This is a genomic window from Micromonospora sp. R77, assembly GCF_022747945.1.
Lineage (GTDB): Bacteria > Actinomycetota > Actinomycetes > Mycobacteriales > Micromonosporaceae > Micromonospora.
This window is the reverse complement of the sequence record NZ_JALDST010000001.1, coordinates 5440752-5466513: the sequence shown is the minus strand read 5'-3', so window position 1 is coordinate 5466513 and position 25762 is coordinate 5440752. Positions and strand designations below refer to the sequence as shown.

Here is a 25762-nt window from a genome sequence, read left to right as displayed (position 1 = left end):
CGTCGGTCCGGTGGTGCGCCGGTCCGCCTGGGAGGGGTGCGGACAGTGGGTGCGTGGTGGAAGGCCGCCGTCGGGCGGCTGCGGGACGCGTGGGTCCCGGTGGTGGAGGCGGCCCTCGCGGCGACCGTCGCCTGGCTGGTGGCGGCGAAGCTGATCGGCCACCCGGACCCGTTCTTCGCGCCCAGCGCGGCGCTGATCGTCCTCGGCGAGTCCCGGGGGCGGCGACTGCGGCAGACCGTCGAGCTGATCCTCGGGGTGGCGGCCGGGGTGCTCACCGCGGAGCTGATGATAGAGGCGCTCGGCCCGGGGGTCGGGACCATGCTGGTCGTGCTGCTGCTGACCCTCGGCGTGACGGTCGCCGCCGGGGCCAGCAGCACCCTGATCATGCAGACCACGGTCTCCGCGCTCTATCTGGTGGTGGTCGCGCCGAGGGCCGAGTTCATGCCGTTCCGCTTCGTCGACGCGCTGATCGGCGGCGCGGTGGCGCTGGCCGCCAGCCAGCTGGTCACGGCCCGCGACCCGATCGCCCCGCTGGTGGCCGAGGCCCGGCAGACCTTCGCCGACCTGGCCGACCTGATCGACTGCGTCAACGACGCGCTCGGCCACTGCGACGAGGAGCAGGCCCGCGCGGCGTTGGACCGGGCCCGCCAGGTCGACGGGTGCGTGGAGCGCCTGCACAAGGCGGTGCAGGCGTGCGGGGAGACGCTGCGGCTGCGGGTGCGCCGCCGCCGGCACCTCGGCCAGGTCGAGGACGTCGAGGCGACCACCCGGCAACTCGACTACGCGGCCCGCAACATCCGGGTGCTGGCCCGGCACGGGGTCACCCTGGCCCGGCTGCACACCGCCACCCCGCCGCAGCTCGACGCCGCGCTGCGCGCGCTCGCCGAGGCGGTCCGGGCGGCCGGCGCGGCGGTCGCCACCGACCTGACCGGCGACGACGCGGACCGGCACGCCGACCGGGCGGACCAGGCCGCCCTGGATGCGGTACGCGTCGGCGCCGACCTGCTCGCCACCGACCCGCCGCTACCGGTGATCATGATCGTCGGGCAGATCCGGGCGACCGCCATCGACCTGCTGCGCGGGGTGGGCGGGGACGACGTCTCGGTGCTGGACCGGGTCGACGCGGCACTCGGCCTGCCGGCGGCCTGACCGCCGCCGCCCTACCCCCGCACACCCTCGGCGGGACGGTCCTCGGTGGCGCGGTCCTCGGTGGCGCGGTCCTCGGGGCAGCGGTCGGAGAGGGCGTACCGGGTGAGCACCACGTCGTCGATCCGGCGGACCTCCAGCACCCGGGCCGGCCGGTCCGGGTGCCAGGGGAACCGGCCGTCCCCGACGAACCGGGGCGCCCGGGCGTCACCGACGAAGAACGGCGCGACCACCAGGTGCAGCTCGTCGGCGAGACCGGCGGTGAGGAACTGGACGTGCACGGCACCGCCGCCCTCCACCATCAGCCGGCGGACCCCCCGGGCGGCCAGGTCCGCCACCACCGCCGCCGGGGTGACCGGCTCCCCGCCGTCGACCACGGTGGCCACGGCACCCAGTCGCTCCCGGGCCTTCGTCACGGTCCCGCTCGGGCAGTAGACCAGCTTGTCCCCGGTGCCCATGGTGAAGAAGCGGGCGGTCGGGTCCAGGTCGCCGGTGCCGGTGACGGTGACCTTCACCGGGGACGGCGGCAACCCCCGGGCCACCCGGTCGGCCCGCCGCCCTTCGGAGCGGACCAGCAGGCGAGGGTCGTCGCGGCGGACGGTGGCGGCGCCGACCAGGATCGCGTCGCAGCCGGCCCGCACCGCGTCGACCCGGTCCAGGTCCTCGGCGTTGGACAGCAGCAGTCGCTGGGCGGTCGCGTCGTCGATGTAGCCGTCGATCGACATCGCGCAGCTCAGCAGCACGTACGGGCGGTCGGTCACGGCACGAAGGGCAGGTCGAGGGCGTGGTCGCCGCGACTGGCCTTGGCCGCCAGGTAGTCGGCGTTGGCCGGGGAGAGGTGCACGCCGGTGGACACCCGGTCGACCACCGTCACGCCGAGCCGCCCCAACTGGGCGGCCTTGTCCGGGTTGTTGCTCAGCAGCGCCACCCGGGACACGCCCAGCGCGGCCAGCATCTGCGCGGCCACCGTGTAGTCCCGCTCGTCGGCGCCCCGGCCCAGCGCCAGGTTGGCCGCGTAGGTGTCCAGCCCGGAGTCCTGCAGCGCGTACGCGTCGATCTTGGCGTACAGGCCGATGCCCCGGCCCTCCTGCCGCAGGTAGAGCAGGAAACCGCCGGCCTCGGTGATCCGCTCCACCGCCTCCCGCAGCTGCGGCCCGCAGTCGCAGCGCTGGCTGCCGAACACGTCCCCGGTCAGGCACTCGCTGTGCGGGCGGACCAGCGGCGCGTCGGTGGCCTGCCGGGCCACCACCCCGGCCCAGTCACCGAGCCCGAACGCGAGGTGCTCCCGCCCGTCGGCGAGACCGTCGAACGAGAAGACCCGGGCGGTCGTGGCGTATCCGTCGGGGAACCGCAGCGGGACCGTCACCTCGGTCCGGATCGTCGCCACCGGCAGCGCTTCGTCCATCGTTCTCCTCCGTCCGGCGTCGCGGCGGTCCTGCCGGCGACGCACCCCCAGGACCCACCGTAGGCGCGCTCATCCCGCCGCGCGCGCCGTACGCCGTCGCCACAGCACCAGCACCAACGCGCCGGGCAGGCTGGAGACCAGCACCAGCGCGCCGTACACCATGGCGGCGGCGACGCCCTGCGCGGCGGTGAGGCCGGCCGCCGCGAACGCCCACGCAGCCGCCCCCTCGCGCGGACCGAAACCACCGACGTTGGCCGGCAGACCCATCGCCAGCAGGGCCAGCAGGGTCAACGGGACCAGCCGGTGCAGCGGAGCGTCCGCGCCGGCGGTCCGCGCCGCCACCACGAAGGTGGCCAGATGCCCGGCCACCACCACCGCCGACGCCACCAGCACCCCGCCCCAGGTGCGCCGGGCCAGCAGCCCGGCCCGCACGTCGGCCAGCGCGGTACGCGCGCCGCGCGCCCACCGGGACGCGCCCGAGGTCGGCACCGCCCGGACCAGCAGGACCAGCCCGACCCCGGTCACCACCAGCACCGCCAGCACCGCCGGCAGCCAGGGCCGGACCGGGGACGGCAGCGCCGCCAGGACGACCAGCGCGATGCCGAGCTGGACGACCTGACCGGCGGTCCGCTCCCAGACCACCGCGCGGACGCCCCGGCTCACGTCACCGGCGTCCCGGCCGTGCCGCACCGCCCGGTCCACGTCGCCGAGCACGCCGCCGGGCAGCGTCGAGTTGAGGAACAGCGCCCGGTAGCAGTGCGCCACGGCGGTGCCCAGCGGCAGCCGGACCCCGAGACCGCCGGCCACCAGCGCCCAGCGCCACGCGCAGCAGACGGTGGTGACCAGGCCGATGCCGAGCGCGGCGGCCAGCGCCGGCCCGTCGATGAGCCGCAGCCCGGCCAGGAACGGGCCGGTGCCCACCCACCAGACGAGGGCGGCGAGCACGGCGAACCCGCCGAGCGTGCGCAGCAGCGCCCACCCGGAGCGGGCCGCGGGTGCGGCGGGTGCGGCGATCGTCGCCTGTGCCAACGTGGTCCTCCCCGGGCCGTACGTCCACCTGGTCTCACGTGCCGCGCCGCCGGCCGGTTCAGCCCTCGGCCAGCAGGTCGGTGTGGGCCAGCTCCACCCGCAGCCCACCCCGGGCCGCCTCCGCCAGCCGACGCCGACGGTACGCCCCGGCCGGCCCGGCCAGCTCCGGCCGCTGCGCGCAGGCCGCGTCGAGCCACCCGGTGAGCCACTCGGCGGTCAGCGCGGCCTGCTCCGGGCCGAGCCGCCACGGGCTGGACCGGACCGTCACGTCCACCCCGCGCCGGCGGAAGGCGGTGATCGTCGCGTCGACGGCGTCCGGGCCGAGCAGCCTCCGGCCGGCCACGGTACGCCGCTGGTGGTCGTTGAACGCCCCGGTCAGCTCGTCGTCGAGGGGGTCGGCGGGGTCGAACGCCACCCGCCCGACCACGGTGAGCACGAAGAGCGTGGGCCGCCCGGCGCAGGCCGCCGCCACCCGGTCGACCTCCTCGGCGGTGAGCATGTCCAGCAGCGCCGACGCGGTCACCAGGTCGGCGTCGGCGAGGTCGGCGGCGGTAAGCCGGGTGATGTCCGAGCCCCGGGTCGCGACGTCGACCGCCCCGCCGTCGGCGTCGTACGGTGGGTCGGCCACCGCCCGGTCCAGCAGGTCGGTGGCCCGGTCGTGCAGGATCCAGCGCTGCGGGCCGGGCAGCCGGGGGGCCAGCCAGCGGGCCATCGAGCCGGTGCCGCTGCCCAGGTCGTGCACCACCAGGGCCGGCCGGTGGCAGCCGGCGGCGGACCAGGTCGACCAGCTCCGCGGGCGGCCGCCGCGTCGGCCGGCTCGCGCAGTCGCAGCCAGTCGGCGAAGTCGGGCGGGAGTTCGCTGCTCATGTCGCCGTGGCCTCCTTCAGTGCGGTCGCCAGGCGGGTCGTGGTGACCGCCCAGTCGGCGAGGGTGTCCCGCCGGGCCCGGGCCGCCACGCGCAGCCGGGCCCGCAGGTCGGGTTCGGTGAGCCAGCGGCGCAGCGCCCCGGCCAGCGCGGCCGGATCGCCGGGCGGCACGAGCAGCCCGGGACGTCCGCCGCCCGGCGCGTGTCCGAGCGCCTCGGGCAGCCCGCCCACCTCGGTGCCGAGCACCGGTACGCCCCGGCCAGCGCCTCGGTCACCACCATGCCGTACGTCTCGCCCCGGGACGGCAGCACCAGCAGGTCCGCCCCTGGCGTACGCGGCGTCGAGGGCGGCGCCGGTGCGGGGGCCGCGCAGCCGGACCCGGCCGGCGAGTCCCGCATCGGCGAGCTGCCGGCGGAGCCGGTCGACGTACGCCGGGTCCCGGGTCAGCGCGCCGACGAGGTCGCAGGTCCAGGGCAGTGCCGTCAGCTCCGCCAGGGCGGTGGCCAGCACGTCGTGCCCCTTGTGCGGGGTGAGCGCGGCGACGCAGAGCAGGGCCGTGCCGGCCGCCGAGCCGGTCGCCGGCGGCGCGGGGTCGGTGCCGGGGCGGCCACCCGGACCCGGTCGGCGGGCAGCGGGTACCGGTCCAGCAGGCGGCGACGGGTCCACTCGCTGGTGGTCACCACGCCGGCGGCGGCGGCCAGCGCCCGGGCCTCCGCGTCGGTCTCCAGCGGCAGGTGCACCAGCACCACCGGACGCAGCCGGCCGGCCCGGGGCACCAGCACCTCCGGCACGGCCGAGGCGACCAGGCCGTCCAGCAGCACCGTCGCGGCGTCCGGCAGGGCGTCCAGCAGCGCGGCCAGCGCCGCCCGCTCCCGGGGTCGGGCACCGGCCAGCCGCCGGGCGCGGGGTGCTCCCGGACGTCCCAGCCGGCCGTCCGCAGCCCGTCGCAGACCCGGCGGTCGTAGCGGTTGCCCCCGCTGGGCGTGGCCGGGTCGTCGATGTCGCCGGGCAGCACCACGTGCAGCACGGTCATCCGCTACAGCGACCGCTCGTAGCTGGCCCAGGCGACGTGCGACTCGTGCAGGGTCACCGTGATGCCGGCCAGGCCGCGGGCCCCCTCGCCCAGCTCACCGGCGTGCACCCGGTCGGCCAGCCGGTCCGCGACCGTCCGGGCCAGCACCTCGGTGGTGGTGTTCACCCCGGCGAAGGCCGGCTCGTCGTCGAGGTTGCGGTAGGTCAGCTCGCCGAGCACCTCCTTGAGCTGGGTGGTGGCCAGCCCGATGTCGACGACGATCCCGTCGCCGTCCAGGTCGGGCCGGCGGAAGGTGGCGTCGACGACGAAGGTGGCGCCGTGCAGCCGCTGCGCGGGGCCGAACACCTCACCGGTGAAGCTGTGGGCGACCATCATGTGGTCCCGTACCGTCACGCTGAACACGGATCACTCCTCGTCGTAGCTGATGAGATGGCACAGTGCGGGCAGCCGGCCGGTGCTCAGCCGGTCTAGCACGTCGGGCAGCTCCGCGAAGCGGGACCGGCCGGTGAGCAGGGCGTCGAACGCCGGATCGGCGAGCAGCTCCAGGGCCAGCGCCAGCCGGTCGGCATAGCTGCGGTCGGCGCGGCGCGGCGAGACGGTGCCGACCTGGCTGCTGCGTACGGTCAGCCGGCGGGAGTGGAACGCCCCGCCCAGCGACAGCGTCACCGGGCGGTCGCCGTACCAGCTCAGCTCCAGCACGGTGCCCTCCGGGCGGAGCAGCTCCAGCGCCCGTTGCAGGCCGTCGCCGGTGGCGCTGGCGTGCACCACCAGGTCGCGGTCGCCGGTCGCGTCCGCCGGCAGGGCGAAGTCGACGCCGAGCGCGGCGGCCACCCGGGCGCGGGCCGGGTCGGCGTCGACGAGCTGCACCCGGACGCCCGGGAAGCGGGCCAGCAGGGCGGCGACGCAGCAGCCCACCATGCCGCCGCCGATCACGGTCACCCGGTCGCCGACCAGCGGCGCGGCGTCCCAGAGCGCGTTCACCGCGGTCTCCACGGTGCCGGCCAGCACCGCGCGGGCCGCCGGCACCTCATCGGGTACGGGGAGCACGGCGGCGGCCGGCACGACGTACGCGGTCTGGTGCGGGTGCAGGCAGAACACGGTCCGGCCCCGCAGCTGCGCCGGCCCGGCCTCGACCTCGCCGACGGAGAGGTAGCCGTACTTGACCGGGGCCGGGAAGTCGCCCTCCTGGAACGGGGCGCGCATCGCCGCGTACTGGTCGGCGGGGACCCGGCCGGTGAAGACCAGCGTCTCGGTGCCCCGGCTCACCCCGGAGAACCGGGCCCGGACCAGCACCTCGTCGGGGCCGGGCACGGGCAGCCGGACCGGCCGGATCTCGCCCTCGCCGGGGGCGCGGAGCCAGAAGGCGCGGGCCTCGCTGGTCACGAATTCTCCTCTTTTCCGCATCCGGACCGAACCGGACGGCCGTATTTCTCGTGTTGAGTGGCAGGGTTGTCGATCATAGACACGGAGGCGGAGTGTTCAGGGTGCGAACGGGTCCGCTGCTCGGGCTGGCCGTCCAGATCGTTCTGCTCGCCGGGCTCACCGGCACCGTCGGGCTGGGCGCGGCGGGGTGGCTCGCCGCGCTCGCGTACACCGGGGTGCTCGGCGCCCTGCTGCGACGCGGCCTGCGCCGGCGCGGCGCGGCGGCGCTCGGTCCCGCCGACCGGGTGACCCTCACCCGGGCGCTGCTGGTCGGCGGGTGCTGGCGCTGGTGGTGGACGCCGGCTCCGGTCCCGCGCCGGTCGGGGTCCTGGGGCCGCTCACCGCCTGGCGCTGGCGCTCGACGCGGTCGACGGCCAGGTGGCCCGGCGCACCGGCACCGCCAGCGCCTTCGGCGCCCGCTTCGACATGGAGATCGACGCCTTCCTCATCCTGGTGCTCAGCGCCCACCTGGCCCCGGCGCTGGGCGGTTGGGTGCTGGCCATCGGCGTCATGCGGTACGCCTTCGTCGCGGCCAGCGCGCTCCTGCCCCGGCTGCGCGGCACCCTGCCGGCCCGGTGCTGGCGCAAGGTCGTCGCCGCCGCGCAGGGCGTCGCGCTGGCGGTCGCCGCCGCCGGGGTGCTGCCGCCGGTGGCCGCCACCGTGCTGGTGGCGGGGCGCTGGCGCTGCTGGTCGAGTCGTTCGGCCACGACATCGCCTGGCTGTGGCGGCACCGCCCGACCACCGCCCGCACCCGTGTCGCCGGTCGGGCTCCGGTCACGCACGCCGAACGGGTCCCGGCCGCCCGCGCGGAGCCGGTGGCTGTCGTCCGGGTCGAGGAGGTCGCCGGCGGGCCGGTGGCCGGCGTCGCCGAACCACCGGTCCGGCTCGTGCCGTCGACGCCCCGGCTGGCCGCCCACCAGCCGGTCTGACCCCACCTATCCGCCCGGCACCGCAGGGAAGGACCACCAGTTGTCATCCGTCATCCGCTTCCGCCGGCCCACCAGGAAAGCGGGGACCGTGCCGGCCCAACGCCCACCCACCGAGCCGTCCTCCCCCGCCGAACCGGCCTCCCCCGACGACCGGGCCTCGTCCGGCGGACCGTCGGTGGTCCGCGAGGAGCGGGCGGCAGGTGGGTTCGACCGGCCCCGGGGGCGGCGGGTGCGGGCCGGTGCGGTGACCGTGCTGGCCGCGGTGCTGGTGCTCGGCGCGCTGGTGCTGCCCGACCGGGTCGGCCGGCTCACCCCGCCGGCGTTCCTGCGGATCCCGGTGGAGGGGCTGGTCGCCGCCGGTCTGCTGCTGGCCCTGCCCGCCCGGGTCCGCCGGCCGGTCGCGGTGCTGCTCGGCGTCGCGCTGGGGCTGCTGACCGTGCTGAAACTGCTGGACATGGGCTTCTTCGTGGCCCGGGACCGGCCGTTCGACGTGCTCCTCGACTGGGGACTGCTCGACGACGGCTTCGGCTTCGCGCGCGACGCGATCGGTCCGGGCGGCGCGGTCACCGCCGCGATCGGCGTCGGGCTGCTGGTCGTCGCGCTGCCCGTGCTGCTCGCTCTCGCGCTGCTGCGGCTGACCCGGCTGGCGGCGGCACACCACCGGGTCACCGTCCGCGCGGTCGCCGCACTGGCCGTGCTCTGGCTGGGCTGCGCGGTGTTCGGCGTACGGGTCTCCCCCGGTCTCCCGGTCGCCGACCGGACCGCGACCGCCCTGGTCGCCGGCCACGCCGGCCAGGTACGCGACGGGCTGCGGGACCGGCGGGCGTTCGTCGGCGAACAGTCCACCGACGCGTTCCGGGACACCCCGGGCGACCGGCTGCTGACCGGGCTGCGCGGCAAGGACGTGGTGGTCGCCTTCGTGGAGAGCTACGGCCGGGACGCCGTCGAGGACCCCGAGTTCGCGCCGCAGGTCGACGCGGTGCTGGACCGCGGCTACCGGCAGCTGCGGGACGCCGGCTTCGACGCCCGCAGCGGTTTCCTCACCTCCCCCACGTACGGCGGGGGAAGCTGGCTGGCCCACGCGACCCTGCTCTCCGGGCTGTGGATCGACAACGACCAACGCCACCGGGACCTGCTCGCCGGTGACCGGATGACGCTCGGCGGGGCCTTCCACCGGGCCGGCTGGCAGACCGTCGGCGTGCTGCCCGCCGCCACCCAGCCCTGGCCGGAGGGGAAGTTCTTCGGCTACGACCGCTACTACGACGCGGAGAAGCTCGCCTACCGGGGGCCGAAGTTCAGCTACGCCCCGATGCCCGACCAGTACACCCTGGCCACCTTCCAGCGGTTGGAGCGGTCGAAACCGCATCCGCCGCTGATGGCGGAGATCCCGCTGGTCTCCAGCCACTCCCCCTGGTCGGCGATCCCGGAGCCGGTGGACTGGGACGCGGTCGGCGACGGGTCGATCTTCCACCGGGCGGCCACCACCACCGGCGGCGCGCGGGACGTGGTGCAGCGCAGCAGCGCCCAGGTACGCGCCGACTACCGGCGCTCGATCGAGTACACCCTCGACACCCTGGTCTCCTACGTCCGCACGTACGGCGGGGACGACCTGGTGCTGGTCTTCCTCGGCGACCACCAGCCGGCGGCGGCGGTCACCGGGGAGGGGGCCAGCCGGGACGTGCCGATCACCGTGGTGGCCCACGACCCGGCGGTGTTCGACCGGATCGCCGACTGGGGCTGGCAGGACGGGCTGCGCCCCGGCCCGCAGGCCCCGGTGTGGCGGATGGACACCTTCCGGGACCGCTTCCTCACCGCGTTCGGCCCGACGTCGTCGCGCTGACGGCCGAACACGCGGCCGGACCGCCCCGACGCCGGGCGGCTCAGGCGGCGCGACGCCGGCGCTGGGCCGGGGCCGGCGTCTCCCGGGCGACGGAGCGGCGGGACACCGCAGCGCCACCGCTGGCCAGCCGCATCGCCCGGCTGGCGGTCCGCAGCGGCTCGCACGGGCTGCCCTGCCCCGCGCAGAGCAGGCTGGGGCAGCGGCCCCGCTCGTCCGGCCGGTGCGCGGCGGCCACGTCGTACGCCGCCCGCCACAGCAGCGGATCGGTCACGTCGTCCGGCAGGACGGCGTCGTGGCTGGACCGAACGGATGTCTGCTCCGACACGGCGGTTCCCCTCTCGTCGTGGCTCCTCTTGGTGCTTGACCTGGCGGCCCCTGATCAAACCTCTCTCGCCGCCGCCTGCACCGCCACGAGGCATAGGTCACGTTCGCCGGGGAAGAACCTCGACCGGCGCCGCCGGGTAGGTGCGGGTCTCGGCGGCCTTGACGGCGGCCCAGAGCGGCTGGCCGGGGGTCAGGTGCAGGTGGGCGGCGGCGGCCGGGGTGATGTCGGCGGCGACGACGATCGGGCCGTCGAGCTGGACGCGGAGGTTGTCGCCGTGCCGTTGCACCGAGGCCACGGTGACCGGCCAGGTGTTGCGGGGGCTGCCGTCGGGGCGGCTCGGGTGCAGCGCCACGGCGGCGGGCGGGAACGCGACGAAGGCGTCCCCGTCGACCCGGTCGGCGGCGGTGAGGACCAGGTCACCGACGCGTACGGTGTGCCCGTCGGCGTGGCCGCGGTGCAGGTTGAGGCCGACCAGTCGGGCCACGTAGTCGGTGCGCGGGCGGGCGGTGACGCTCGCGGCGTCGCCGGACTGCACCACCCGTCCCTCCTCGACGATGACCAACCGGTCGGCCAGCACCAGGGCGTCCAGCGGGTCGTGGGTGACCAGCAGGGTCGCGCCGGGGTGGTCGCCGAGGTGCCGCTGGAGTTCGGCCCGGGTGTCCAGCCGGGTCCGCGCGTCGAGGGCGGCCAGCGGTTCGTCCACAGCAGCAGCGCCGGCTCGACGGCGAGGGCCCGGGCCAGCGCGACCCGCTGCGCCTGCCCGCCGGAGAGCTGCCGGGGCCGCCGTCCGGCCTGCGCGGTCAGGCCGACCCGGTCCAGCCAGGACTGGGCCCGGGCGCGGGCGGCCCGCCGGTCCGCCCGTGCCGGCGCGGTCCGAAGGCGACGTTGTCCCGGGCGGTGAGGTGCGGGAAGAGCAGGTAGTCCTGGAACACCACGCCGACCGGCCGCCGCTCCGGCGGCACCCAGCGGCGCCGGGCGGGCCGGTCCAGGTCGACGCCGTCGAGGGTGAGGTGCCCGGCGGTGAGCGGGTGCAGCCCGGCCAGGGCCCGCAGGGCGGTGGTCTTCCCGGCGCCGTTGGGGCCGAGCAGCGCCACCACCTCCCCGGCGGCGATCGACAGCGGCAGGTCGAGGTGGAAGGCGCCCCGGTCGGCGACCAGGTGGGCGTCCAGCAGCGGCCGGGCGGTCACGGCGCGCCGACCCAGCGGTCGCGCAGCCCGGCGAGGATGGCGACGGAGACGGTGAGCAGCACGAGGCTGAGCACGATGGCGGCCTGCACGTCGGTCTCCAGCGCGAGATAGACGGCGAGCGGCATGGTCTGGGTGCGGCCCGGATAGTTGCCGGCGAAGGTGATGGTGGCGCCGAACTCGCCGAGCGCCCGCGCCCAGCACAGCACCGCCCCGGCGGCGATGCCCGGGGCGACCAGGGGCAGCGTGACGTGGGTGAAGGTGGTCCAGCGGCCGGCACCGAGGGTGGCGGCGGCCTCCTCGTAGCGGGGGTCGGCAGCGCGCAGCGCGCCCTCCACGGCGAGCACCAGGAACGGCATGGCGACGAACGCCTCGGCGAGCACCACCCCGGCGGTGGTGAACGGCAGGGTCACCCCGAAGGTGCTGTCCAGCCAGGAGCCGAGCAGTCCCCGGCGGCCGAAGACCAGCAGCAGGGCCACCCCACCGACCACCGGGGGCAGCACCAGCGGGACGGTGACCAGCGCCCGGACGAGCCGCCGGCCGGGGAACTCGACCCGGGCGAGCAGCCAGGCCAGCGGTACGCCGAGGGCGAGGCAGAGCAGGGTGGCACCGGTGGCGGTCTGCAGCGACAACCGCAGCGCGGTCAGTACGCCGGGCTGGCCGAGCCGCTGCGGCAGGCTCGCCCAGGGGGTCCGGGCGAGCAGCCCCACCACGGGCAGGACGAGGAAGACCAGCCCCAGTCCGGCGGGGACGACGAGGGCGACGGGCATCCGGTGCCCCACCCGTCTGCGCCGGGCGGGGGCGGTGTCGGTGCCGCCCATCTAGGCCGGTGGGGCCTGGAAGCCGGCGGTGGTGAGCACCGCCCGACCGGCTTCGGAGCGGACGTGGTCGACGAAGGCGCGGGCGTCGGCCGGGTCGCCGGCCCGCTTCAGCACCACGATCGGATAGTCGTTGACCGCCTGCGCCGACTCGGGGAACTCGACGGCGTCGACCGTGGCCGCGGCGGCGCGCGCGTCGGTGCGGTAGACCAGTGCCGCGTCGACCTCACCGAGCTTCACCTTCGCCAGCGCGCCCTTGACGTCCTGTTCGAGGGTGACCGGGGTGAGCGGCACCCGGGCGGCGTCCAGGGCCGTCCGCGCGGCCGCGCCGCACGGGACCTGCGCGGCGCAGAGCGCCACCTTCAGCCCGGGGCGGGCGAGGTCGGCCAGCCCGGTGATCCCGCGCGGGTTGCCCTTCGACACCGCGATGACGAGCTGGTTGCGGGCCAGCACGGTGGGCGGGCCGGCCGCGTCGCCCGCGTCGGTGACGGTCCGCATGGTGGCCGGGGAGGCGGCGGCGAAGACGTCGGCCGGCGCGCCCTGGGTGATCTGGGTGGCGAGTGCCGCGCTGCCGGCGAAGTTGAAGGTGACCGTGGTGCCCGGGTGGGCGGCCTCGAAGTCCTTCCCGAGCCGGGTGAAGGTCTCGGTCAGCGACGCCGCGGCGAAGACGGTGATCCGCCCGCCGTCGGCCCGGTCGGCAGGCCCGCCGCAGCCGGCGAGCCCGAGGGCCGCCACGGTGAGGGCGGCGAGGGTGACGCGGAGCCGGCGGGTGGTCACGGGAGGGTCCTTCCCCGGGGTGCGGGCTTCTCCACCACCACGGTGGTGGACTTGATCACGGCGACGGCGACGGATCCGACCCGGAGGTCGAGGTCGTCGACGGCCTCGCGGCTCATCAACGAGACGATCCGGAACGGGCCGGCCTGGATGTCGACCTGGGCCATCACGGTGTCCGTGACGACGGCGGTGACGATGCCGAGCAGCCGGTTGCGGGCCGAGGAGAGCTCCGGGTGCCCGGGGGCGCGGACGAAGGCCGCCAGGTCCACCCCCTCGACCACCCGGTGGCCGTGCTCGTCGCGGGTGGCGGCGAGCCGGCCGGCGTCGATCCAGCGACGGACGGTGTCGGCGCTGACGCCGAGCAGTTCGGCGGCCTCGCCGATCCGGAACACGGTCACCGGGCCACCCTAGCCGTCCGCATGCGCGCGGGTAAAGGCGCTGTATGACTCGCAGATGCGAGGCTGTGGGCGGCACCCGGGTCGCGTCAGCGGTCGTCGGGACCTTCGCCCCCTGGTCAGGGGCCCTGGTGCCGTGGTGCGGCGGGTCAGGTCGGAGCAGCGTCGGTGGTGGGAACGCGGACGGACCGCGCCGCAGGACGGGAGCAGCGATGCCGCCCACCATCAGTCGCCGCCGGCTGCTCACCGGCCTCGCCGGGACGGTCGGCCTGGCCGGCGCGGCCGGGGCCGCCGCCTGGGCCGGCGGAGTCTTCGATCCGCGCCTCGTCGGTCCGGACGATCCCCTGGTCGCCCGCACCGAGGCGGCCCGTCGGCGGCCCGGCGCGGCCACCGTCACCGCGCGGTTGCACCCCCGCCCGGTCCACCACGACCTCGGCGGCCCGGTCGTCGCGACCTGGGGGTACGCCGACAGCGGCCCCGGTCCCCTGCTGCGCGCCCGCGCCGGGGACCTGCTCCGCGTCGAGGTGGCCAACGACCTGCCGGTGTCGACCAGCGTGCACTGGCACGGCATCGCCCTGCGCAACGACATGGACGGGGTGCCCGGAGTGACCCAGCGCCCGATCGCCGCCGGCGGTCGGCACACCTACGAGTTCACCGTGCCCGACCCGGGCACCTACTTCTACCACCCGCACTCCGGCGTCCAGCTCGACCGCGCCCTGTACGGGGTGCTCGTCGTCGACGACCCCGCCGAGGCCGGCGACCACGACCAGGAGTGGGTGGTGGTGCTCGACGACTGGGTCGACGGCACCGGCCGGAGCCCGGACGACGTGCTCGCCGCGCTCGGGTCGATGGGTGGGCACGGGTCGATGGGCGGCATGGCGGGGATGCCGGGCACGGCCGGCATGGCGACGATGACCTCGCCGCTGCTCGGCGGCGCCGGGGACGTCGCGTATCCGTACCACCTGGTCAACGGGCGGGTGGCGGGCGCTCCGGTCACCTTCACCGGCCGCCCGGGCCAGCGGGTGCGGATCCGGCTGGTCAACGCCGCCGCCGACACCGCCTACCGGGTGGCGCTGAGCGGCCACCGGCTCACCGTCACCCACACCGACGGCTTCCCGGTGGTGCCGACCGGCACCGACTCGCTGCTGCTCGGCATGGGTGAACGCGCCGACCTGCTGGTCCGCCTCGGCGACGGCGTCTTCGCGCTGGTCGCCGCCGCCGAGGGCAAGACCGGGCAGGGGCTGGCCGTGGTACGCACCGGCGCGGGCGATCCGCCCCCGCCCACCGTCCGCCCCGCCGAACTGGACCGCCAGGTGCTGAACACCGGCACGCTGCACGCGGCGGAGCCGGTGGCGCTGCCCGACCGGCGGCCGGACCGGACGCACCGGCTGGTGCTGGGCGGCGGCATGATGCCGTACCGCTGGACGATCAACGGCGCCACCTGGGACGACGCCGATCCGCTGGTGGTCGACCGGGGCGAGCGGGTGCGGCTGGAGTTCGCCAACACCACGACGATGTTCCACCCGATGCACGTGCACGGGCACACCTTCGCGGTGGCCGGCGGCGGTGCCCGCAAGGACACCGTCATCGTCACGCCGGGGCGGACCGTCGCGGTGGAGCTGGACGCGGACAACCCGGGCCGGTGGATGACCCACTGCCACAACGTCTACCACGCCGAGACCGGCATGATGGTCGAGCTGGCCTACCGCGCCTGACCTCGAACCGGCACACCGCCGGGGTCGACGGCCCGCCCCGGCCGGCCGGACCGGGGCGGGGCCCGCGCGTCGCTCAGGTCTGCGGCGAGCGGGCCGCCGTCGTCGCGCCGGACGTCCACCGGGACCGCACCGCGCCGACCAGGCGCGAGACGGCGAAGCGCAACAGCGGGCGGTAGACGCGGACGGAGTCGGCGAGCGAACCGAAGTGCGACGAGGCGTTGCCGCGTACGTAGTGGGTGGCGATGGTGACCTGCTCGATCGGGTGACCGGCCCGGGTCGCCTCCAGCAGGGCGGCCATCTCGTACTCGAAACGGTCGCCGGGGATGGTCAGCAACCAGTCGAGCTCCGCCGCCGGATAGGCCCGCAGCCCGGTCTGGGTGTCCCGGACCGGGCAGCCGGTGGCGGCCCGGAACAGCAGCGCGGTGAGCACGTTGCCGAACCGGCTGCGCGCCGGCATCCGCCCGTCGAGCCGGCGCACCCCGAGCACCGTCGCGCCGGTCGCCGGGACCCGCTCGGCCACCCGCAGGATGTCCGTGACGGTGTGCTGGCCGTCGGCGTCCGCGCAGACCACGTCCTCGCCGGGCCAGGTGTCGGCGACGTACCGGAAGCCGGTCCGCAGGGCCACCCCCTTGCCGCGGTTCGTCTCGTGCCGCAGCACGGTGCAGCCGAGGTCGCGGGCGGCGTCGAGGGCCCGGTCCGGCCCGGGGCCGCTGCTGCCGTCGTCGACGACCACGACCCGGAGCCCGGGTGCGGCGGCCCGGAGGTCGGTGACCAGCTCGGGCAGTCGTTCGCCTGGCTGGTACACCGGCGCGAGGAGGATCATCGGTTCCCTTTCCTGTCCTGTTCGGACCGGGGCGAGGGCCGGGTGGTGCGCGGCGGTCGGCCGCCGCGCACCGGGGCCGGCTCGACCGTGGTCGACGGGGTGCCTTGAGTGACGCCCGGCTACATACCCCGTCGGGCACCGCGGCGCGCATCGTTCCGGTCACCCGGACCGGCCGTTTGCACGGCGCCCCCGCGCGCCCGCCGCAGCAGGCGTTCCGCCCGGCGCAGGGCGGCCACCATGGTCCGTTCGCGCCGCAGCAACGCCGGCACGTCGCCGACGCCGAGGAAGGCCAGGCGGGACGCGATCCGGGCGACCCGCTCCGACCGTCCACGGTCGACCCGCCCACCCACCGGTACATCGAGCAGGGCCGGGCCGTGCAACCCGAGCACCTTGCCGGCGAGGAACCGGACCCGGGGCAGGTGCCACGCGTGCGAGACGATGCCCAGCGGCCGGCGCGCGTCGAAGTCCGCACCGGACAGCAGCCCGTCCTGCACGGCGTTGACCAGGTTCTCCAGGGTGCTGCGCGACCGGGTCTCGGCGCGCAGGTCCGCGTACCGGTCGAGGCCGGCCGAGCGGGCCTCGCGGAGCATCAGGTCGCCCTCCCGGCTGCCGTCCGGGGGCGGCGGCGCCCCCTCGCACGCCTCCGCCCAGCCACCGGTGAAGACGATCCGGGGCGACCCGCCCCCGGCCGCCGCACCGAGGAAGGACGACCGGTGCGCGAGGACGTAGTCGACGGCGGCCCGGACCCGGGCGACGCTGGCCGGGGTGAGCGCGTAGCCGCCGTCGACGCAGTGGACGCCGCGCCCGAAGACCACGAGCGTCAGGGCGGTCGGTGCTGTCATGCGCTCCCCCGGGCAGTCACTGTCCCGAGCCTAGCGCCCGGACGGCCGCCGGGAACCGGGCGCGGTGGTCAGGCCGGGGCCGGGGCCGGTCGGATGACGGTGAACACCGCGCCCGCCGGGTCGGCGAGGGCGGCGACCCGGCCGGTCGGGACGTCGCGCGGCGGCACCAGCAGCCGGCCACCGAGCCGCTCGGCGCGTTCCGCCGCGCCGTCCGGGTCGGCCACCGCGAAGTAGACCATCCAGCCGGTCGGCAGCACGTCGTGCAGCGGCGGGGGCAGCGCCAACCTGCCGGCGACCGGACGACCGCCGGCTACCAGCAGGGCGTACGAGTCGTCGGGCGCCGGGTGGCACGGTGGCGGGCAGTCCCAGGGTGGCGGCGTGGAAGCGGTCGGCGTCGGCCGGGGCGGTGGTCATGTACTCGTACCAGCAGGGCCGGCCGGGCCCGGGGGCGACGACCTCCCCGCCGGTGCGGACCCGGAAGGCACCGCCGGTCGGGTCGTACACCTGCTCGCCGTCCAGCCGCGCGCCGGCCCGGCCGGCGGCGGCGCGGACCGCCTCGGCGTCGTCGGCCACGAAGACGGTCCACCAGCGCGCCGGCCCGTCGGCGGCGCCCAGGCGGGCGGCGGGCAGCCCGTCCGCGAGCGCGGTGGACCCGGTGTACGTCCAGCCGAACAGGTCGGCGTAGAAGGCGCGGGCGGCGTCGAGGTCGGCGGTGACGAGCTCGACACCGCCGGGAACCGCCGGCACGGGGGTTGCGTTCACCTGGTCTCCAGAGGGGACGGTGGGTCAGTGGTCAGGATGTCTTACCACGGCGTCGGCGGACGCACCGGCCCGCGCGTCGCGAACCCGACCGAGCAGGCTGCCCAGCGGGACCGGCCGACCCAGGTGGTAGCCCTGCCCCGCGTCCACGCCCAGCCGGCGCAGCGCAGGCACCAACGCGTCCCGTTCGACCGACTCGGCGACCGTACGCATGCCCAGCCCGTGCGCGGCGCGGACGACCGCGTCGATGAGCACCGGGTCGGCGCCGCGCCGGTCGGCCTGCCGGACGAAGTCCCCGGCGATCTTGACGGTGCTGAACGGCAGGTGCTTGAGGTAGGCGAACGACCCGAACCCGGCACCGAAGTCGTCCAGGCTGAGCCGACAGCCGGCGTCCCGCAGCGTGCCGGCGAGGTGGCGGACCGCCGCCACGTTGGTGATCGCGGCGGTCTCGGTGACCTCCAGGCCCAACCGGCAGGCCTCGACGCCGGCCCCGCGCAGCCGCCCCACCACCCAGTCGCCGAAGCCCGGCGACTCCATGGACCGGGCCGAGATGTTGACGTCGAAGCGCATCCCGGCCGCCACGACGGGCGGCTGCGCCAGCGCGGAGATGGCGGTGGCCACCACCCACCGGTCGAGTTCGCCGATCAGGTCGTCGCGTTCCACGGTGGGCAGGAAGTCGGCCGGCGGCAGCGGCGGCTGCCGCCCGTCGCGCAGCCGGATGAGCAGTTCGTGGCTGACCACCTCGCCGGTCAGCAGGTCGACGATCGGCTGCGCGTCCAGGTCCATCCGGTGCTCGTCGAGGGCGCTGCGGACCCTGCTCACCACGTTGACCCGCTGCACCGCGTGCCGGTACTGCTCGGGCAGGTAGAGCCGGGCCCGGTTGCGGCCGGCGTTCTTCGCCTCGTAGAGCGCGAGGTCGGCGTGGGCCAGCACCACGTCCCGGGTGTCGCCCGGCTCCAGCGAGGCGGCCCCGATGCTGAGGCTGACCCGCAGCCCCGCGTCGGCCAGCGGCACCGGCGTGTGCACCGCGACGTTGCAGAGGTTCTCCGCCACGGCCAGGGCGTCGGTCGCCGAGGCGCCCGGCAGCACCACGGCGAACTCGTCGCCGCCCAACCGGCCCAGCACCGTGCCGGGCGGCAGGTGGTGGACCAGCAGCCGGGCCAGCAGACGCAGCACGTCGTCACCGACGGCGTGCCCGTGCACGTCGTTGATGTCCTTGAAGTTGTCGATGTCGATCAGCAGCAACGCACCCGTGCGCTGCCCGTCCGGGGCGAGCAGTTCGTCCAGGCGACCGAGCAGGGCCCGCCGGTTCGGCAGGTCGGTGAGCGGGTCACGCTCGGCGAGCCGGGTCAGCTCCTCCTGGGTGCGCCGCGCGGCGGTGATGTCGTGGGCGGTGCCCAGGACGCGGACCGGTGCGCCGGACGCGTCGGTGAAGACCTCCCCGTAGCACTCGAAGACCCGCATGGTGGTGCGGTCGGCGAGGTACATGCGGTGGGTGTAGGAGAACGGCGCGGGGTTGCGCAGCGCCGCCTCCAGGGTCTGCTCGATCAGACCGACGTCCTCGGGGTGCAGCAGTTCCCGGTAGGCCGGGTAGTCCAGCGCGGTGCCCGGCGGGAAACCGAACATCTGCAGCAGCACGTCGGACCAGATGACCGTGTCGGTCGAGATGTCCCACTCCCAGGTGCCCACCTTGGCGAGCTTCTCGATGTGGGCGAGGCGCCACCGGTAGTTGCGCCCCCACTCGCGCTCCCGGCGCTCGTCGCTGACGTCCCGCAGTTCGTACAGGCGCAGGCGCTGCCCCTCGTGGTCCACGCCGTGGCAGCGCACCTCCAGCCAGCGGACGGCGCCGTCGACGCCGGGCCACCGCAGGTCGACGGCGGCTCCGCCGGGCTCGGCCCGGGACTGCGGCAACTCTTCCGGCGGGAAGCCCAGCCGGCGCGCCGCCGCGTTCGACCAGAGACACCGACCGTCGGCGGCGAGCACCGCCATCGCGGTGGAGGCGATGTCGGCCGCGGCTGCCGGCAGAGTCCTCACCTGGTGGCCACCCCACTCCTGTCGCCGGTCACACGGCAGCCCCGGACGAACCCGACAGCCGGTCATCCGATGGCGACGCGGAGTCTACCCAGGACGGTGGTCGCGGCGCTCGTGTCGCGCGCCGGAAAGAGCGAGGTGTGCTGATCTTTCCAGTGTGTCCCGCCGGCCCGCCGCGACGGTGCCGGCGGCACATCCGTGGGTGGTCCCCACCCGGTCCCACCGTCGAGGCGGGGAGCCTTGACACCGACTGCCAACCTGATCGCGACGGGCAGATCGCCCTGCGGAGACGAGGGAGGGCCCACCATGGCCACACCGCGCACCAGGCCGTCGGTGGGGTTCGCACCGCGGCGGATCCTTCCCGCCACGGGGGCCGTCCTGGTCGGGGCGATCGTGCTGATCGTCGCCCTCACCGCAGTCATCGGTGGCTTCGACAAGACGGCCGGTGGCGAGGTCGGGGTGGTCCGCAACGGCGGCTGGCTCGACAACAACCGGGTGCGTCAGGTGATCCCGCCGGCGTCCAGCCTCACCTGGACGGGCATGTATTCCACCATCCACCGCTACCCCGCCCAGCAGCGCTTCTACACGCTCACGTCCGACCCCAAGCGCGGCGACCGCACCGGCATCGACGTGGTGAACACGCCGTCGAGCGACGGCGTGGAGATGGGCATCGAGGGCACCATCTACTTCACCCTCAACCTCGACCCGAAGGTCCTGAAGGCGTTCGACACGAAGTTCGGCACCCGGCAGTTCCGCGGCGTCGACGGCCAACTGCGGTACGCCTACGACGGCGACGAGGGTTGGAGCACCTTCCTCGACGCGATCGTCCGCCCGGTGATCGACAACGACCTGCGCATCCAGCTCAACAGTTTCCGCTGCGCGGAGCTGGTCTCCAGCTGCGCGCTGGTGCAGAACGGCGCGCAGCGGACCGGGGCATCGGCGCCCGCCAACCCGGACAGCGGGGGTCAGACCAACAACACCAACATCGCCAAGGTGCAGGAGGCCGTGAACAGCAGCCTCCCCAAGGACCTGGCCGAGATGCTGGGCGGGGACTTCTTCGAGGGCATCAAGTTCAACCTGGCCCGGGTCACCCTGCCGCAGACGGTGCAGGACGCGGTCAACAAGGCCCAGGCGGCGTACGCGCAGGTCAGCGAGGCCCAGGCGCGGGTGGCGCAGGCGAGGGCGGAGGCGGAGGCCAACAAGACCCGGCAGCAGGGATACGACGCCTGCTCCGCGTGCGCCCAGATCGACATCATCAAGGCCCTCCCGCCGGGAGTGACCACGTACGCTCCCGGGGCCGGCACCAGCGTGCCCCTCAAGTGAGGCGGAGGCCGCCGTGCGGGCCGTCGCCCTGCTGCTCGCCGTCGGCGTCACGGTCGGCGTCGCCGTCGGCTGCCATCTCCTGCTGACGGCCCTGGTCGGGCGGCGCGGCCGACGGGCGGCCCGGGCGGCGCGCTGGCAGGTCCTGCACTACGGGCGGGACGGGCGGACGGTGGTCGCGGTGGGACTCGTGACTCCGCGCGGACGGGTCCTCGACGAACACGTGGTCGACCACCTGCCCGACGGCGACCCCGAGTGGAACGACCGGTTCCTGCGGGCGCGCGAGAACGCGGAGGAGCGGGCGTACCACCTCAATGGCGGTGGCACCCACCTCCCCGGCTAGCGCCTGGCCGGTCACGGGAGCCGGCCGACCGCAGCCGGGCAGGCGTGGGCCCGCGGGGGCGGCCGGTCGGCCGCCCCCGAACCGCGGTCAGTCCTCGGCCTGCCAGCGGTAGAACTCGCGGGCCACCGCGTCGTCCGGCCCCCGCCAGCTCTCCGGGTCGTACGGGCTGACGAAGGGACTGAGCTCCGCCATGATCCGGGCGAAGGCCGGCTGCTCGTGGTCGCCGCCCGAGCCCTCGGTGAACGCCGCGTCGGTGCGTTCCAGCAGGTGCACGAAGACGTCGTCGATCGAGTACAGCCACCGGCCGGTGACGCCCAGCCGGGTCGGCAGCGGCCCGGCGTCGGACTCGGCGAAGATGCGGGCGATGTCGGCCTCCGCGCCGGGCTTGAGGCGCTGCACGATCACGGTGAGGTTCCGGCCGGCCTCCGGCGGCGGCCCGCCGGTCTCCGGCTCCCACCGGTAGAACTCCTTGGCGACCGAGTCGGAGGGGTTCTGCCAGTTGCGCGGGTACGGCGTCACGTACGGGCCGATGGCCTCGGCGATCTTCTGGAACGCGGGCAGCCCGCGGGTCTGCCCGGACACCTTCGGGTCCTGCCGGCGCTCGATCACGTGGATGTAGAGGTCGTGCAACGTCAGCAGCCGGCGGCCGATCACGCCGAGGTCCTGTGGGCGGGTCGCCCGGTCGTAGTGGGCGAAGACGTCGCCGACGATGCCGTCACTGCCGGGGACCATGTGACAGACGATGACGTTCCGGAAGACCATGGCTGCTCCTCAAGGTGAGTGGGTCGTGCTCGGTGGTAAGTCGGGCGGGTCAGGCGGTGAACCGGACCGGAAGCTCCAGCAGGCCCCGGAACGGCGACGCGGCCGGCAGTCGGCGCAGCTGCGCGACCGGCGTCCCGAGCCGCAGCCCCGGCAGCCGGCGCAGCAGCGCCCCGATGCCGAGCTGGGCCTCCATCCGGGCCAGCGAGACCCCCAGGCAGTAGTGGACGCCGTAGCCGAAACCGAGGTGCGGGCCGCGCTCCCGGCACAGGTCCAGCCGGTCCGGCTCGGCGAAGTGCGCCGGGTCGTGGTTCGCCGCGTTGATCACCACCCCGACGATCGACCCGCGCGGGATGCGGACGCCCTGGTAGTCGACGTCCTCGGTGGCGATCCGCGGGCTGGCCACCGGCAGCGGGCCGTCGAACCGCAGCAGTTCCTCGATCGCCGACGGGAGCAGTTCCGGCCGGGTGCGCAGCAGGTCCAGCTGGTCGGGATGGGTCAGCAGGGCCACCACCGCGTTGCCGATGAAGTCCGCGGTGGTCTGGTGCCCGGCGAAGAGCAGCAGGAACGAGGTGGTGACCAGCTCCGCCCCGGAGAGCCGCCCGTCCTGGTCGGAGGCGACGATCAGGGCGCTGATCAGGTCGTCGGCGGGCTGCGCCCGCTTGGCCCGGACCAGGTCGACGAAGTAGTGGTGCAGCCGTAACTGGGCCTCCTGCACCGCCGCCCGGTCCTCGGCCGGAGGGCGGCCGGACGACCCGGACGTCCGGATCACCTGGGTCCAGTCGAGGACCTCGTCGTGGTCGGCCACCGGGATCCCGAGCAGCTCGCCGATGACCCGCATCGGCAGCGGGATGGCGAAGTCGCGCATCAGTTCGGCCTGCCCCTGCGGGACGATCTTGTCGAGCAGGTCGTCCACGATCTGCGCCACCCGGGGCCGCAGCGCCTCGATCCGGCGCGGCGCGAACGCCTGGGACACGATCCGGCGCAGCCGGGTGTGCTCCGGCGGGTCGGAGTTGAGCATGTTCCGGTTCAGGCCCTCCGAGTTCGGCCCGAAGATCCGCAGGTAGTGCTGGCCCGGCCCGTAGAGGTCCTTGGAGAGCCGGGGATCGGTCAGCGCCGCCCGGGCGTCCTCCATCCGGGTGATCAGATAGGAGTCGAACCGCGGCGAGCTGACCGGGCACACCGGGGCGTCGTCCCGCAGCCGGGCGAAGGTCGGATAGGGGTCGGCGGCGAACTCGTCGGTGTAGAGCTCCGACGCCGGTACGGCCTGCTCGGTCATCGTGCGTCCTCCCGCTCGCCCCGTACGCTGTGCAGCACCTGGTAGGTGTGCCGCTGCGCCGACTCGCGCAGCTCCCGCACCACGCGCAGCAGCTGGTCCCGGTGCTCGCTGCGGCCGAACGCGTCCAGCCGGTCGCGGTCCGCCCAGTCGCTGATGATCAGATAGCTGCGCGGGTCGTCGGCGTCCCGGACCAGGTCCTGGTGCAGGCAGCCGTCCAGGGTGCGGATCTTCTCGGCCGCCGACAGCCACTCCGCCTCGAAACGCGCCTCGCAGCCGGGGCGGGTCCGCATCGCCAGCACGGTCCGGACCGTCATCGCGCACCGCCGAACACCAGCTGGAGGTTCTTGCCCAGCGCGTCGGCGTCGATCGGTCGGCTGCGGAACCCGACGTGCCCGTCCGGGCGGATCAGGTACAGCGCGCTGCCGGTCACCCCGTACGCGGCCCGGAACTCGCCGTCCGCGTCCCGGACCACCGGCGGGTCGAACAGCGCGGGCTCCGGCGCGGCCGGGTCGAGCAGCAGGTACACGTCGATCTGCCCGGCCGTCCACCGGCGCACATCGGCGCAGAGGGTCCCGATCGAGGCCAGGGCGGCGGCGTCGGCCGAGCCGTCCGCGTAGATCAGCAGGGTGTGCCCGGTGCCGGCGGTCAGGTCGGGCAGCCGCAGCGGGTGACGGACCCCGCGCCGGCGCAGGCCACCGACGTCGGGCGCGCGGTCACCGGGACCAGGGCCGGCCCGCAGCGCGTCCGGTGCGGAGAGCGACTCGCCGACCAGCGGGCTGTCGGCATAGCTGAGCAGCATCGACATCTCCTGCAGGAACTGCCGCTTCAGGTCGTCGCGGTCGAGTTCGTCGGTGAATGCCATCCGCACGGCCCGCCCGACGATCTCCTCGCCCTCCGGGCGACGTTCGGTCTCGTAGCTGTCCAGCAGGCCGGGGGCGGCGACCCCCCGGACCGCCAGCGCCAGCTTCCACGCCAGGTTCCAGGCGTCCTGGATGCCGGTGTTCATGCCCTGGCCGCCCGCCGGGGGGTGCAGGTGCGCCGCGTCGCCGGCCACGAACACCCGACCCTCGCCGTACCGGTCGACGATGCCGTGGCTGATCCGGAACACCGACGACCAGCGCAGGTTCGACACCCGGGTGCCGGGCGGGGCCAGCCGGTCGACCGCCGCCTGGACGTCGTCCAGGCTGGGCTCGGCCAGCTCCTCACTGAACCCGGGCGGGGCGTCCTGGCCGCCCGTCTGGGCGAAGAACCGGGGCGGCGCCAGGGTCGCGATCCGGTACCGCGACTCGCCGCGCAGCGGGACGCAGACCAGCATGCCGTCCATCCGGCCGTCGGTTTCGTGCATGAACCGCAGCAGGTGCCCCGCCGGCATGTCCCAGTCCACGTCGACGTCGCCGAGCATGAACAGCTGCGGGAACCGGCCCAGTCCGCCGGAGAACGTCAACCCGAGCAGCTCGCGGACCCGGCTGTGCGCGCCGTCGCAGCCGACCAGGTATCTGGCGCGTACCGTCTCGGGGCCGGCGGCGGTGGCGAGGGTGGCCGTCACGCCGTCGTCGTCCTGGGTGAACCCGACCAGCTCGGCCCCGCGCTGCGGGCGTACGCCGAGGGTGGCCAGCCGGTCGGTGAGCAGGCGCTCGGTCTCGTACTGCGGCAGGCCGAGGTGGGCGTAGGGCAGTTCGGGCAGCTCCCAGCTCATCCGGTGGGTCTCGTGCCCGTTGACGAAGACCATGTTGCCGGTCAGCCAGATGCCGGCGTCCATGGCCTGCCGCACGATGCCCTGGCGCTCCCAGATCTCCATGGTGCGGCAGTGCACGCCGATCGCCTTGTCGGCCTGCCCGGGCGGGGTGGCCCGCTTCTCGACCAGCCGGCAGTCGATGCCGCGCCGGGCCAGCTCGACGGCCGTGGTCAACCCGGTGGGTCCCGCGCCGACGATGAGTACGTCCGTTGTGGTCTGCACGTCGCTCTCCTTGCCGCTGCTCGGTTCTCGGCTGCTGTCGGGGTGGTCCACGCGGTGGAAGAGGCGACGCCGGATCTCGAGGAGGAACGGCGCGATCGGTCCGGCCTCCTCCCGCGCGTGGGCCGGGTCACGGATCCAGCGGAAGAACTCCGCCTCGCCGCGCCACTCGGCGAAGATGTGGAAGACGTCCGAGTCGGGCTCCCGCAGCAGGTCCTCGCGCAGGTAGCCCGGCACCCGGGCCATCCGAGCGGTGACCTCGGGATAGCCCCGGTCGAACTCGGCGCGCCGGTCGGCCGGCACGGTGAGCGCGACGTCCACGAAGATCGTCGACCCGCTGCCGGGGCTGTCCCGCATGACCAGCACGCCGTCCGCCCCGGACGGCTCGGTCAGCGGTCCGAGTGTGTCGGCCAGCGCCGCGGCGACCGGGCCGCGCTCGTAGCCGCGCAGCGCGGACTCGTCGGTCCACTCGGTGACCATGACGAAGGAGCGCGGGTCCTGGGCGTCACGCAGCAGGTCCCGGCCGACGTTGCCGGGCAGCCCGCCGAGCCGTCCGGCGGTTGCCTGCCACGCCCGTTCCACGGCGGGTTCGGCACCCGGGCGCGCGCGGAACCGCCGCATCGTCCTGATCATGAAAGCTCCTCTGCCGGCCGGTCGCCCGAACCGCGACGACGTCGCCGTACGACCCTGTCCGGCCGGGCGTCTCCGGACCGTCACCGGTGACCGGGGTGGAGTCCACGGGTGGTGACGCCGTGGGGACGGGCCGCCTGC

The 25762-nt window shown here is 75.4% G+C and carries 24 protein-coding genes and 3 pseudogenes; 5 read left to right on the top strand and 22 right to left on the bottom strand.

What is annotated here, in order from left to right; genetic code table 11:
• The first annotated feature begins 45 nt into the window (after window positions 1-45).
• Window positions 46-1149 carry an aromatic acid exporter family protein gene (locus tag MRQ36_RS25310; RefSeq protein WP_242799249.1) on the top strand — a complete coding sequence of 368 codons (1104 nt, stop codon included), beginning with the start codon at window positions 46-48 and terminating at the stop codon, window positions 1147-1149.
• An 11-nt stretch (window positions 1150-1160) separates the two neighbouring features.
• Here MRQ36_RS25310 and MRQ36_RS25305 read toward each other — a convergent pair whose 3' ends face one another.
• The 8 genes and pseudogenes from MRQ36_RS25305 to MRQ36_RS25270 all read right to left on the bottom strand — a co-directional run bounded on the left by MRQ36_RS25305 (window position 1161) and on the right by MRQ36_RS25270 (window position 6862).
• Window positions 1161-1907: a dihydrofolate reductase family protein gene (locus MRQ36_RS25305; RefSeq protein WP_242799248.1), complete on the bottom strand. Its 747-nt coding sequence runs from the start codon at window positions 1905-1907 to the stop codon at window positions 1161-1163.
• The gene (ribA, locus tag MRQ36_RS25300; RefSeq protein WP_242799247.1) at window positions 1904-2551 is read right to left on the bottom strand and encodes a GTP cyclohydrolase II; all 648 of its coding nucleotides are present in this window, start codon (window positions 2549-2551) and stop codon (window positions 1904-1906) included. The genes MRQ36_RS25305 and ribA overlap by 4 nt, the downstream gene beginning before the upstream one ends.
• 69 nt (window positions 2552-2620) lie before the next feature.
• Complete coding sequence (locus tag MRQ36_RS25295; protein ID WP_242799246.1) at window positions 2621-3580, bottom strand: lysylphosphatidylglycerol synthase domain-containing protein; 960 nt, start codon at window positions 3578-3580, stop codon at window positions 2621-2623.
• Between the two features lie 58 nt (window positions 3581-3638).
• Window positions 3639-4447: pseudogene (locus MRQ36_RS25290) on the bottom strand (class I SAM-dependent methyltransferase).
• Window positions 4444-4956 carry a glycosyltransferase gene (locus tag MRQ36_RS25285; protein ID WP_242799245.1) on the bottom strand — a complete coding sequence of 171 codons (513 nt, stop codon included), beginning with the start codon at window positions 4954-4956 and terminating at the stop codon, window positions 4444-4446. The pseudogene MRQ36_RS25290 and the gene MRQ36_RS25285 overlap by 4 nt, the downstream one beginning before the upstream one ends.
• Window positions 4929-5267, bottom strand: coding sequence for a hypothetical protein (locus tag MRQ36_RS25280; protein ID WP_242799244.1), 339 nt, complete (start codon window positions 5265-5267; stop codon window positions 4929-4931). The genes MRQ36_RS25285 and MRQ36_RS25280 overlap by 28 nt, the downstream gene beginning before the upstream one ends.
• A gap of 215 nt (window positions 5268-5482) precedes the next feature.
• A complete protein-coding gene (locus MRQ36_RS25275) occupies window positions 5483-5881 on the bottom strand; it encodes a 6-carboxytetrahydropterin synthase (RefSeq protein ID WP_242799243.1) in 399 nt (132 codons plus the stop codon).
• Window positions 5882-5884: 3 nt separating this feature from the next.
• Window positions 5885-6862 (bottom strand): zinc-binding alcohol dehydrogenase, encoded by a 978-nt coding sequence (locus MRQ36_RS25270; protein WP_242799242.1) that lies wholly within the window; start codon window positions 6860-6862, stop codon window positions 5885-5887.
• Between the two features lie 417 nt (window positions 6863-7279).
• Here MRQ36_RS25270 and MRQ36_RS25265 point away from each other — a divergent pair, with 417 nt between their 5' ends.
• Complete coding sequence (locus tag MRQ36_RS25265; RefSeq protein WP_242799241.1) at window positions 7280-9670, top strand: sulfatase; 2391 nt, start codon at window positions 7280-7282, stop codon at window positions 9668-9670.
• A 40-nt stretch (window positions 9671-9710) separates the two neighbouring features.
• Here MRQ36_RS25265 and MRQ36_RS25260 read toward each other — a convergent pair whose 3' ends face one another.
• From MRQ36_RS25260 to MRQ36_RS25240, 5 genes and pseudogenes are all read right to left on the bottom strand, one after another.
• The gene (locus MRQ36_RS25260; protein ID WP_242799240.1) at window positions 9711-9995 is read right to left on the bottom strand and encodes a hypothetical protein; all 285 of its coding nucleotides are present in this window, start codon (window positions 9993-9995) and stop codon (window positions 9711-9713) included.
• Between the two features lie 97 nt (window positions 9996-10092).
• Window positions 10093-11197, bottom strand: a pseudogene (locus tag MRQ36_RS25255) (ABC transporter ATP-binding protein).
• Window positions 11179-12000: an ABC transporter permease gene (locus tag MRQ36_RS25250; protein ID WP_242799239.1), complete on the bottom strand. Its 822-nt coding sequence runs from the start codon at window positions 11998-12000 to the stop codon at window positions 11179-11181. Before MRQ36_RS25250 ends, MRQ36_RS25255 begins: the two are co-directional and overlap by 19 nt.
• Window positions 12001-12774: a molybdate ABC transporter substrate-binding protein gene (gene modA, locus MRQ36_RS25245; protein WP_242799238.1), complete on the bottom strand. Its 774-nt coding sequence runs from the start codon at window positions 12772-12774 to the stop codon at window positions 12001-12003.
• The gene (locus MRQ36_RS25240; protein WP_242799237.1) at window positions 12771-13169 is read right to left on the bottom strand and encodes a molybdopterin-binding protein; all 399 of its coding nucleotides are present in this window, start codon (window positions 13167-13169) and stop codon (window positions 12771-12773) included. Before MRQ36_RS25240 ends, modA begins: the two co-directional genes overlap by 4 nt.
• Window positions 13170-13378: 209 nt before the next feature.
• Here MRQ36_RS25240 and MRQ36_RS25235 point away from each other — a divergent pair, with 209 nt between their 5' ends.
• Window positions 13379-14881, top strand: a complete 1503-nt coding sequence (locus tag MRQ36_RS25235; RefSeq protein ID WP_242799236.1) for a multicopper oxidase family protein — start codon at window positions 13379-13381, stop codon at window positions 14879-14881.
• 73 nt (window positions 14882-14954) lie between these two features.
• On the opposite strand, the gene MRQ36_RS25230 is transcribed toward MRQ36_RS25235, so the two are convergent.
• The 5 genes and pseudogenes from MRQ36_RS25230 to MRQ36_RS25210 form a co-directional block, all read right to left on the bottom strand.
• Window positions 14955-15704, bottom strand: coding sequence for a glycosyltransferase family 2 protein (locus tag MRQ36_RS25230; RefSeq protein WP_242799235.1), 750 nt, complete (start codon window positions 15702-15704; stop codon window positions 14955-14957).
• A gap of 119 nt (window positions 15705-15823) precedes the next feature.
• Window positions 15824-16546, bottom strand: a complete 723-nt coding sequence (locus MRQ36_RS25225) for a YdcF family protein (RefSeq protein ID WP_242799234.1) — start codon at window positions 16544-16546, stop codon at window positions 15824-15826.
• A 68-nt stretch (window positions 16547-16614) separates the two neighbouring features.
• On the bottom strand, window positions 16615-16785 hold the full coding sequence (locus MRQ36_RS25220) for a VOC family protein (RefSeq protein ID WP_242801366.1): 171 nt from the start codon (window positions 16783-16785) through the stop codon (window positions 16615-16617).
• A gap of 427 nt (window positions 16786-17212) precedes the next feature.
• Window positions 17213-17293 (bottom strand): annotated as a pseudogene (locus tag MRQ36_RS34685) (VOC family protein); the annotation flags it as partial.
• Window positions 17294-17332: 39 nt separating this feature from the next.
• Window positions 17333-19339 (bottom strand): EAL domain-containing protein, encoded by a 2007-nt coding sequence (locus tag MRQ36_RS25210; protein ID WP_242799232.1) that lies wholly within the window; start codon window positions 19337-19339, stop codon window positions 17333-17335.
• Between the two features lie 303 nt (window positions 19340-19642).
• Between MRQ36_RS25210 and MRQ36_RS25205 the strand changes: the two genes are divergently transcribed.
• Together MRQ36_RS25205 and MRQ36_RS25200 are read left to right on the top strand one after the other, a co-directional pair.
• Entirely contained in the window at window positions 19643-20659 is a 1017-nt protein-coding gene (locus MRQ36_RS25205) for an SPFH domain-containing protein (RefSeq protein WP_242799231.1), read from the top strand.
• A 13-nt stretch (window positions 20660-20672) separates the two neighbouring features.
• Window positions 20673-20999: a hypothetical protein gene (locus MRQ36_RS25200; RefSeq protein ID WP_242799230.1), complete on the top strand. Its 327-nt coding sequence runs from the start codon at window positions 20673-20675 to the stop codon at window positions 20997-20999.
• Between the two features lie 87 nt (window positions 21000-21086).
• Here MRQ36_RS25200 and MRQ36_RS25195 read toward each other — a convergent pair whose 3' ends face one another.
• From MRQ36_RS25195 to MRQ36_RS25180, 4 genes are read right to left on the bottom strand one after another with little or no spacing between them, the layout of a single operon-like run.
• The gene (locus MRQ36_RS25195; RefSeq protein WP_242799229.1) at window positions 21087-21761 is read right to left on the bottom strand and encodes a TcmI family type II polyketide cyclase; all 675 of its coding nucleotides are present in this window, start codon (window positions 21759-21761) and stop codon (window positions 21087-21089) included.
• Window positions 21762-21810: 49 nt separating this feature from the next.
• Window positions 21811-23037, bottom strand: coding sequence for a cytochrome P450 (locus MRQ36_RS25190; RefSeq protein ID WP_242799228.1), 1227 nt, complete (start codon window positions 23035-23037; stop codon window positions 21811-21813).
• The gene (locus MRQ36_RS25185) at window positions 23034-23351 is read right to left on the bottom strand and encodes a putative quinol monooxygenase (RefSeq protein ID WP_242799227.1); all 318 of its coding nucleotides are present in this window, start codon (window positions 23349-23351) and stop codon (window positions 23034-23036) included. The genes MRQ36_RS25190 and MRQ36_RS25185 overlap by 4 nt, the downstream gene beginning before the upstream one ends.
• Window positions 23348-25624 (bottom strand): FAD-dependent oxidoreductase, encoded by a 2277-nt coding sequence (locus tag MRQ36_RS25180; RefSeq protein ID WP_242799226.1) that lies wholly within the window; start codon window positions 25622-25624, stop codon window positions 23348-23350. The genes MRQ36_RS25185 and MRQ36_RS25180 overlap by 4 nt, the downstream gene beginning before the upstream one ends.
• Between the last annotated feature and the right edge of the window lie 138 nt (window positions 25625-25762).

Bases quoted from the DNA above. Each gene is read 5' to 3' on its own strand.
- MRQ36_RS25205 (WP_242799231.1), top strand. From the start codon at position 19,643: ATGGCCACACCGCGCACCAGGCCGTCGGTGGGGTTCGCACCGCGGCGG.
- MRQ36_RS25180 (WP_242799226.1), bottom strand. From the start codon at position 25,624: ATGATCAGGACGATGCGGCGGTTCCGCGCGCGCCCGGGTGCCGAACCC.
- MRQ36_RS25195 (WP_242799229.1), bottom strand. From the start codon at position 21,761: ATGGTCTTCCGGAACGTCATCGTCTGTCACATGGTCCCCGGCAGTGAC.
- MRQ36_RS25250 (WP_242799239.1), bottom strand. From the start codon at position 12,000: ATGGGCGGCACCGACACCGCCCCCGCCCGGCGCAGACGGGTGGGGCAC.
- MRQ36_RS25235 (WP_242799236.1), top strand. From the start codon at position 13,379: ATGCCGCCCACCATCAGTCGCCGCCGGCTGCTCACCGGCCTCGCCGGG.
- MRQ36_RS25230 (WP_242799235.1), bottom strand. From the start codon at position 15,704: ATGATCCTCCTCGCGCCGGTGTACCAGCCAGGCGAACGACTGCCCGAG.
- MRQ36_RS25220 (WP_242801366.1), bottom strand. From the start codon at position 16,785: ATGGTCTACTTCGCGGTGGCCGACCCGGACGGCGCGGCGGAACGCGCC.
- MRQ36_RS25185 (WP_242799227.1), bottom strand. From the start codon at position 23,351: ATGACGGTCCGGACCGTGCTGGCGATGCGGACCCGCCCCGGCTGCGAG.
- ribA (WP_242799247.1), bottom strand. From the start codon at position 2,551: ATGGACGAAGCGCTGCCGGTGGCGACGATCCGGACCGAGGTGACGGTC.
- MRQ36_RS25190 (WP_242799228.1), bottom strand. From the start codon at position 23,037: ATGACCGAGCAGGCCGTACCGGCGTCGGAGCTCTACACCGACGAGTTC.
- MRQ36_RS25225 (WP_242799234.1), bottom strand. From the start codon at position 16,546: ATGACAGCACCGACCGCCCTGACGCTCGTGGTCTTCGGGCGCGGCGTC.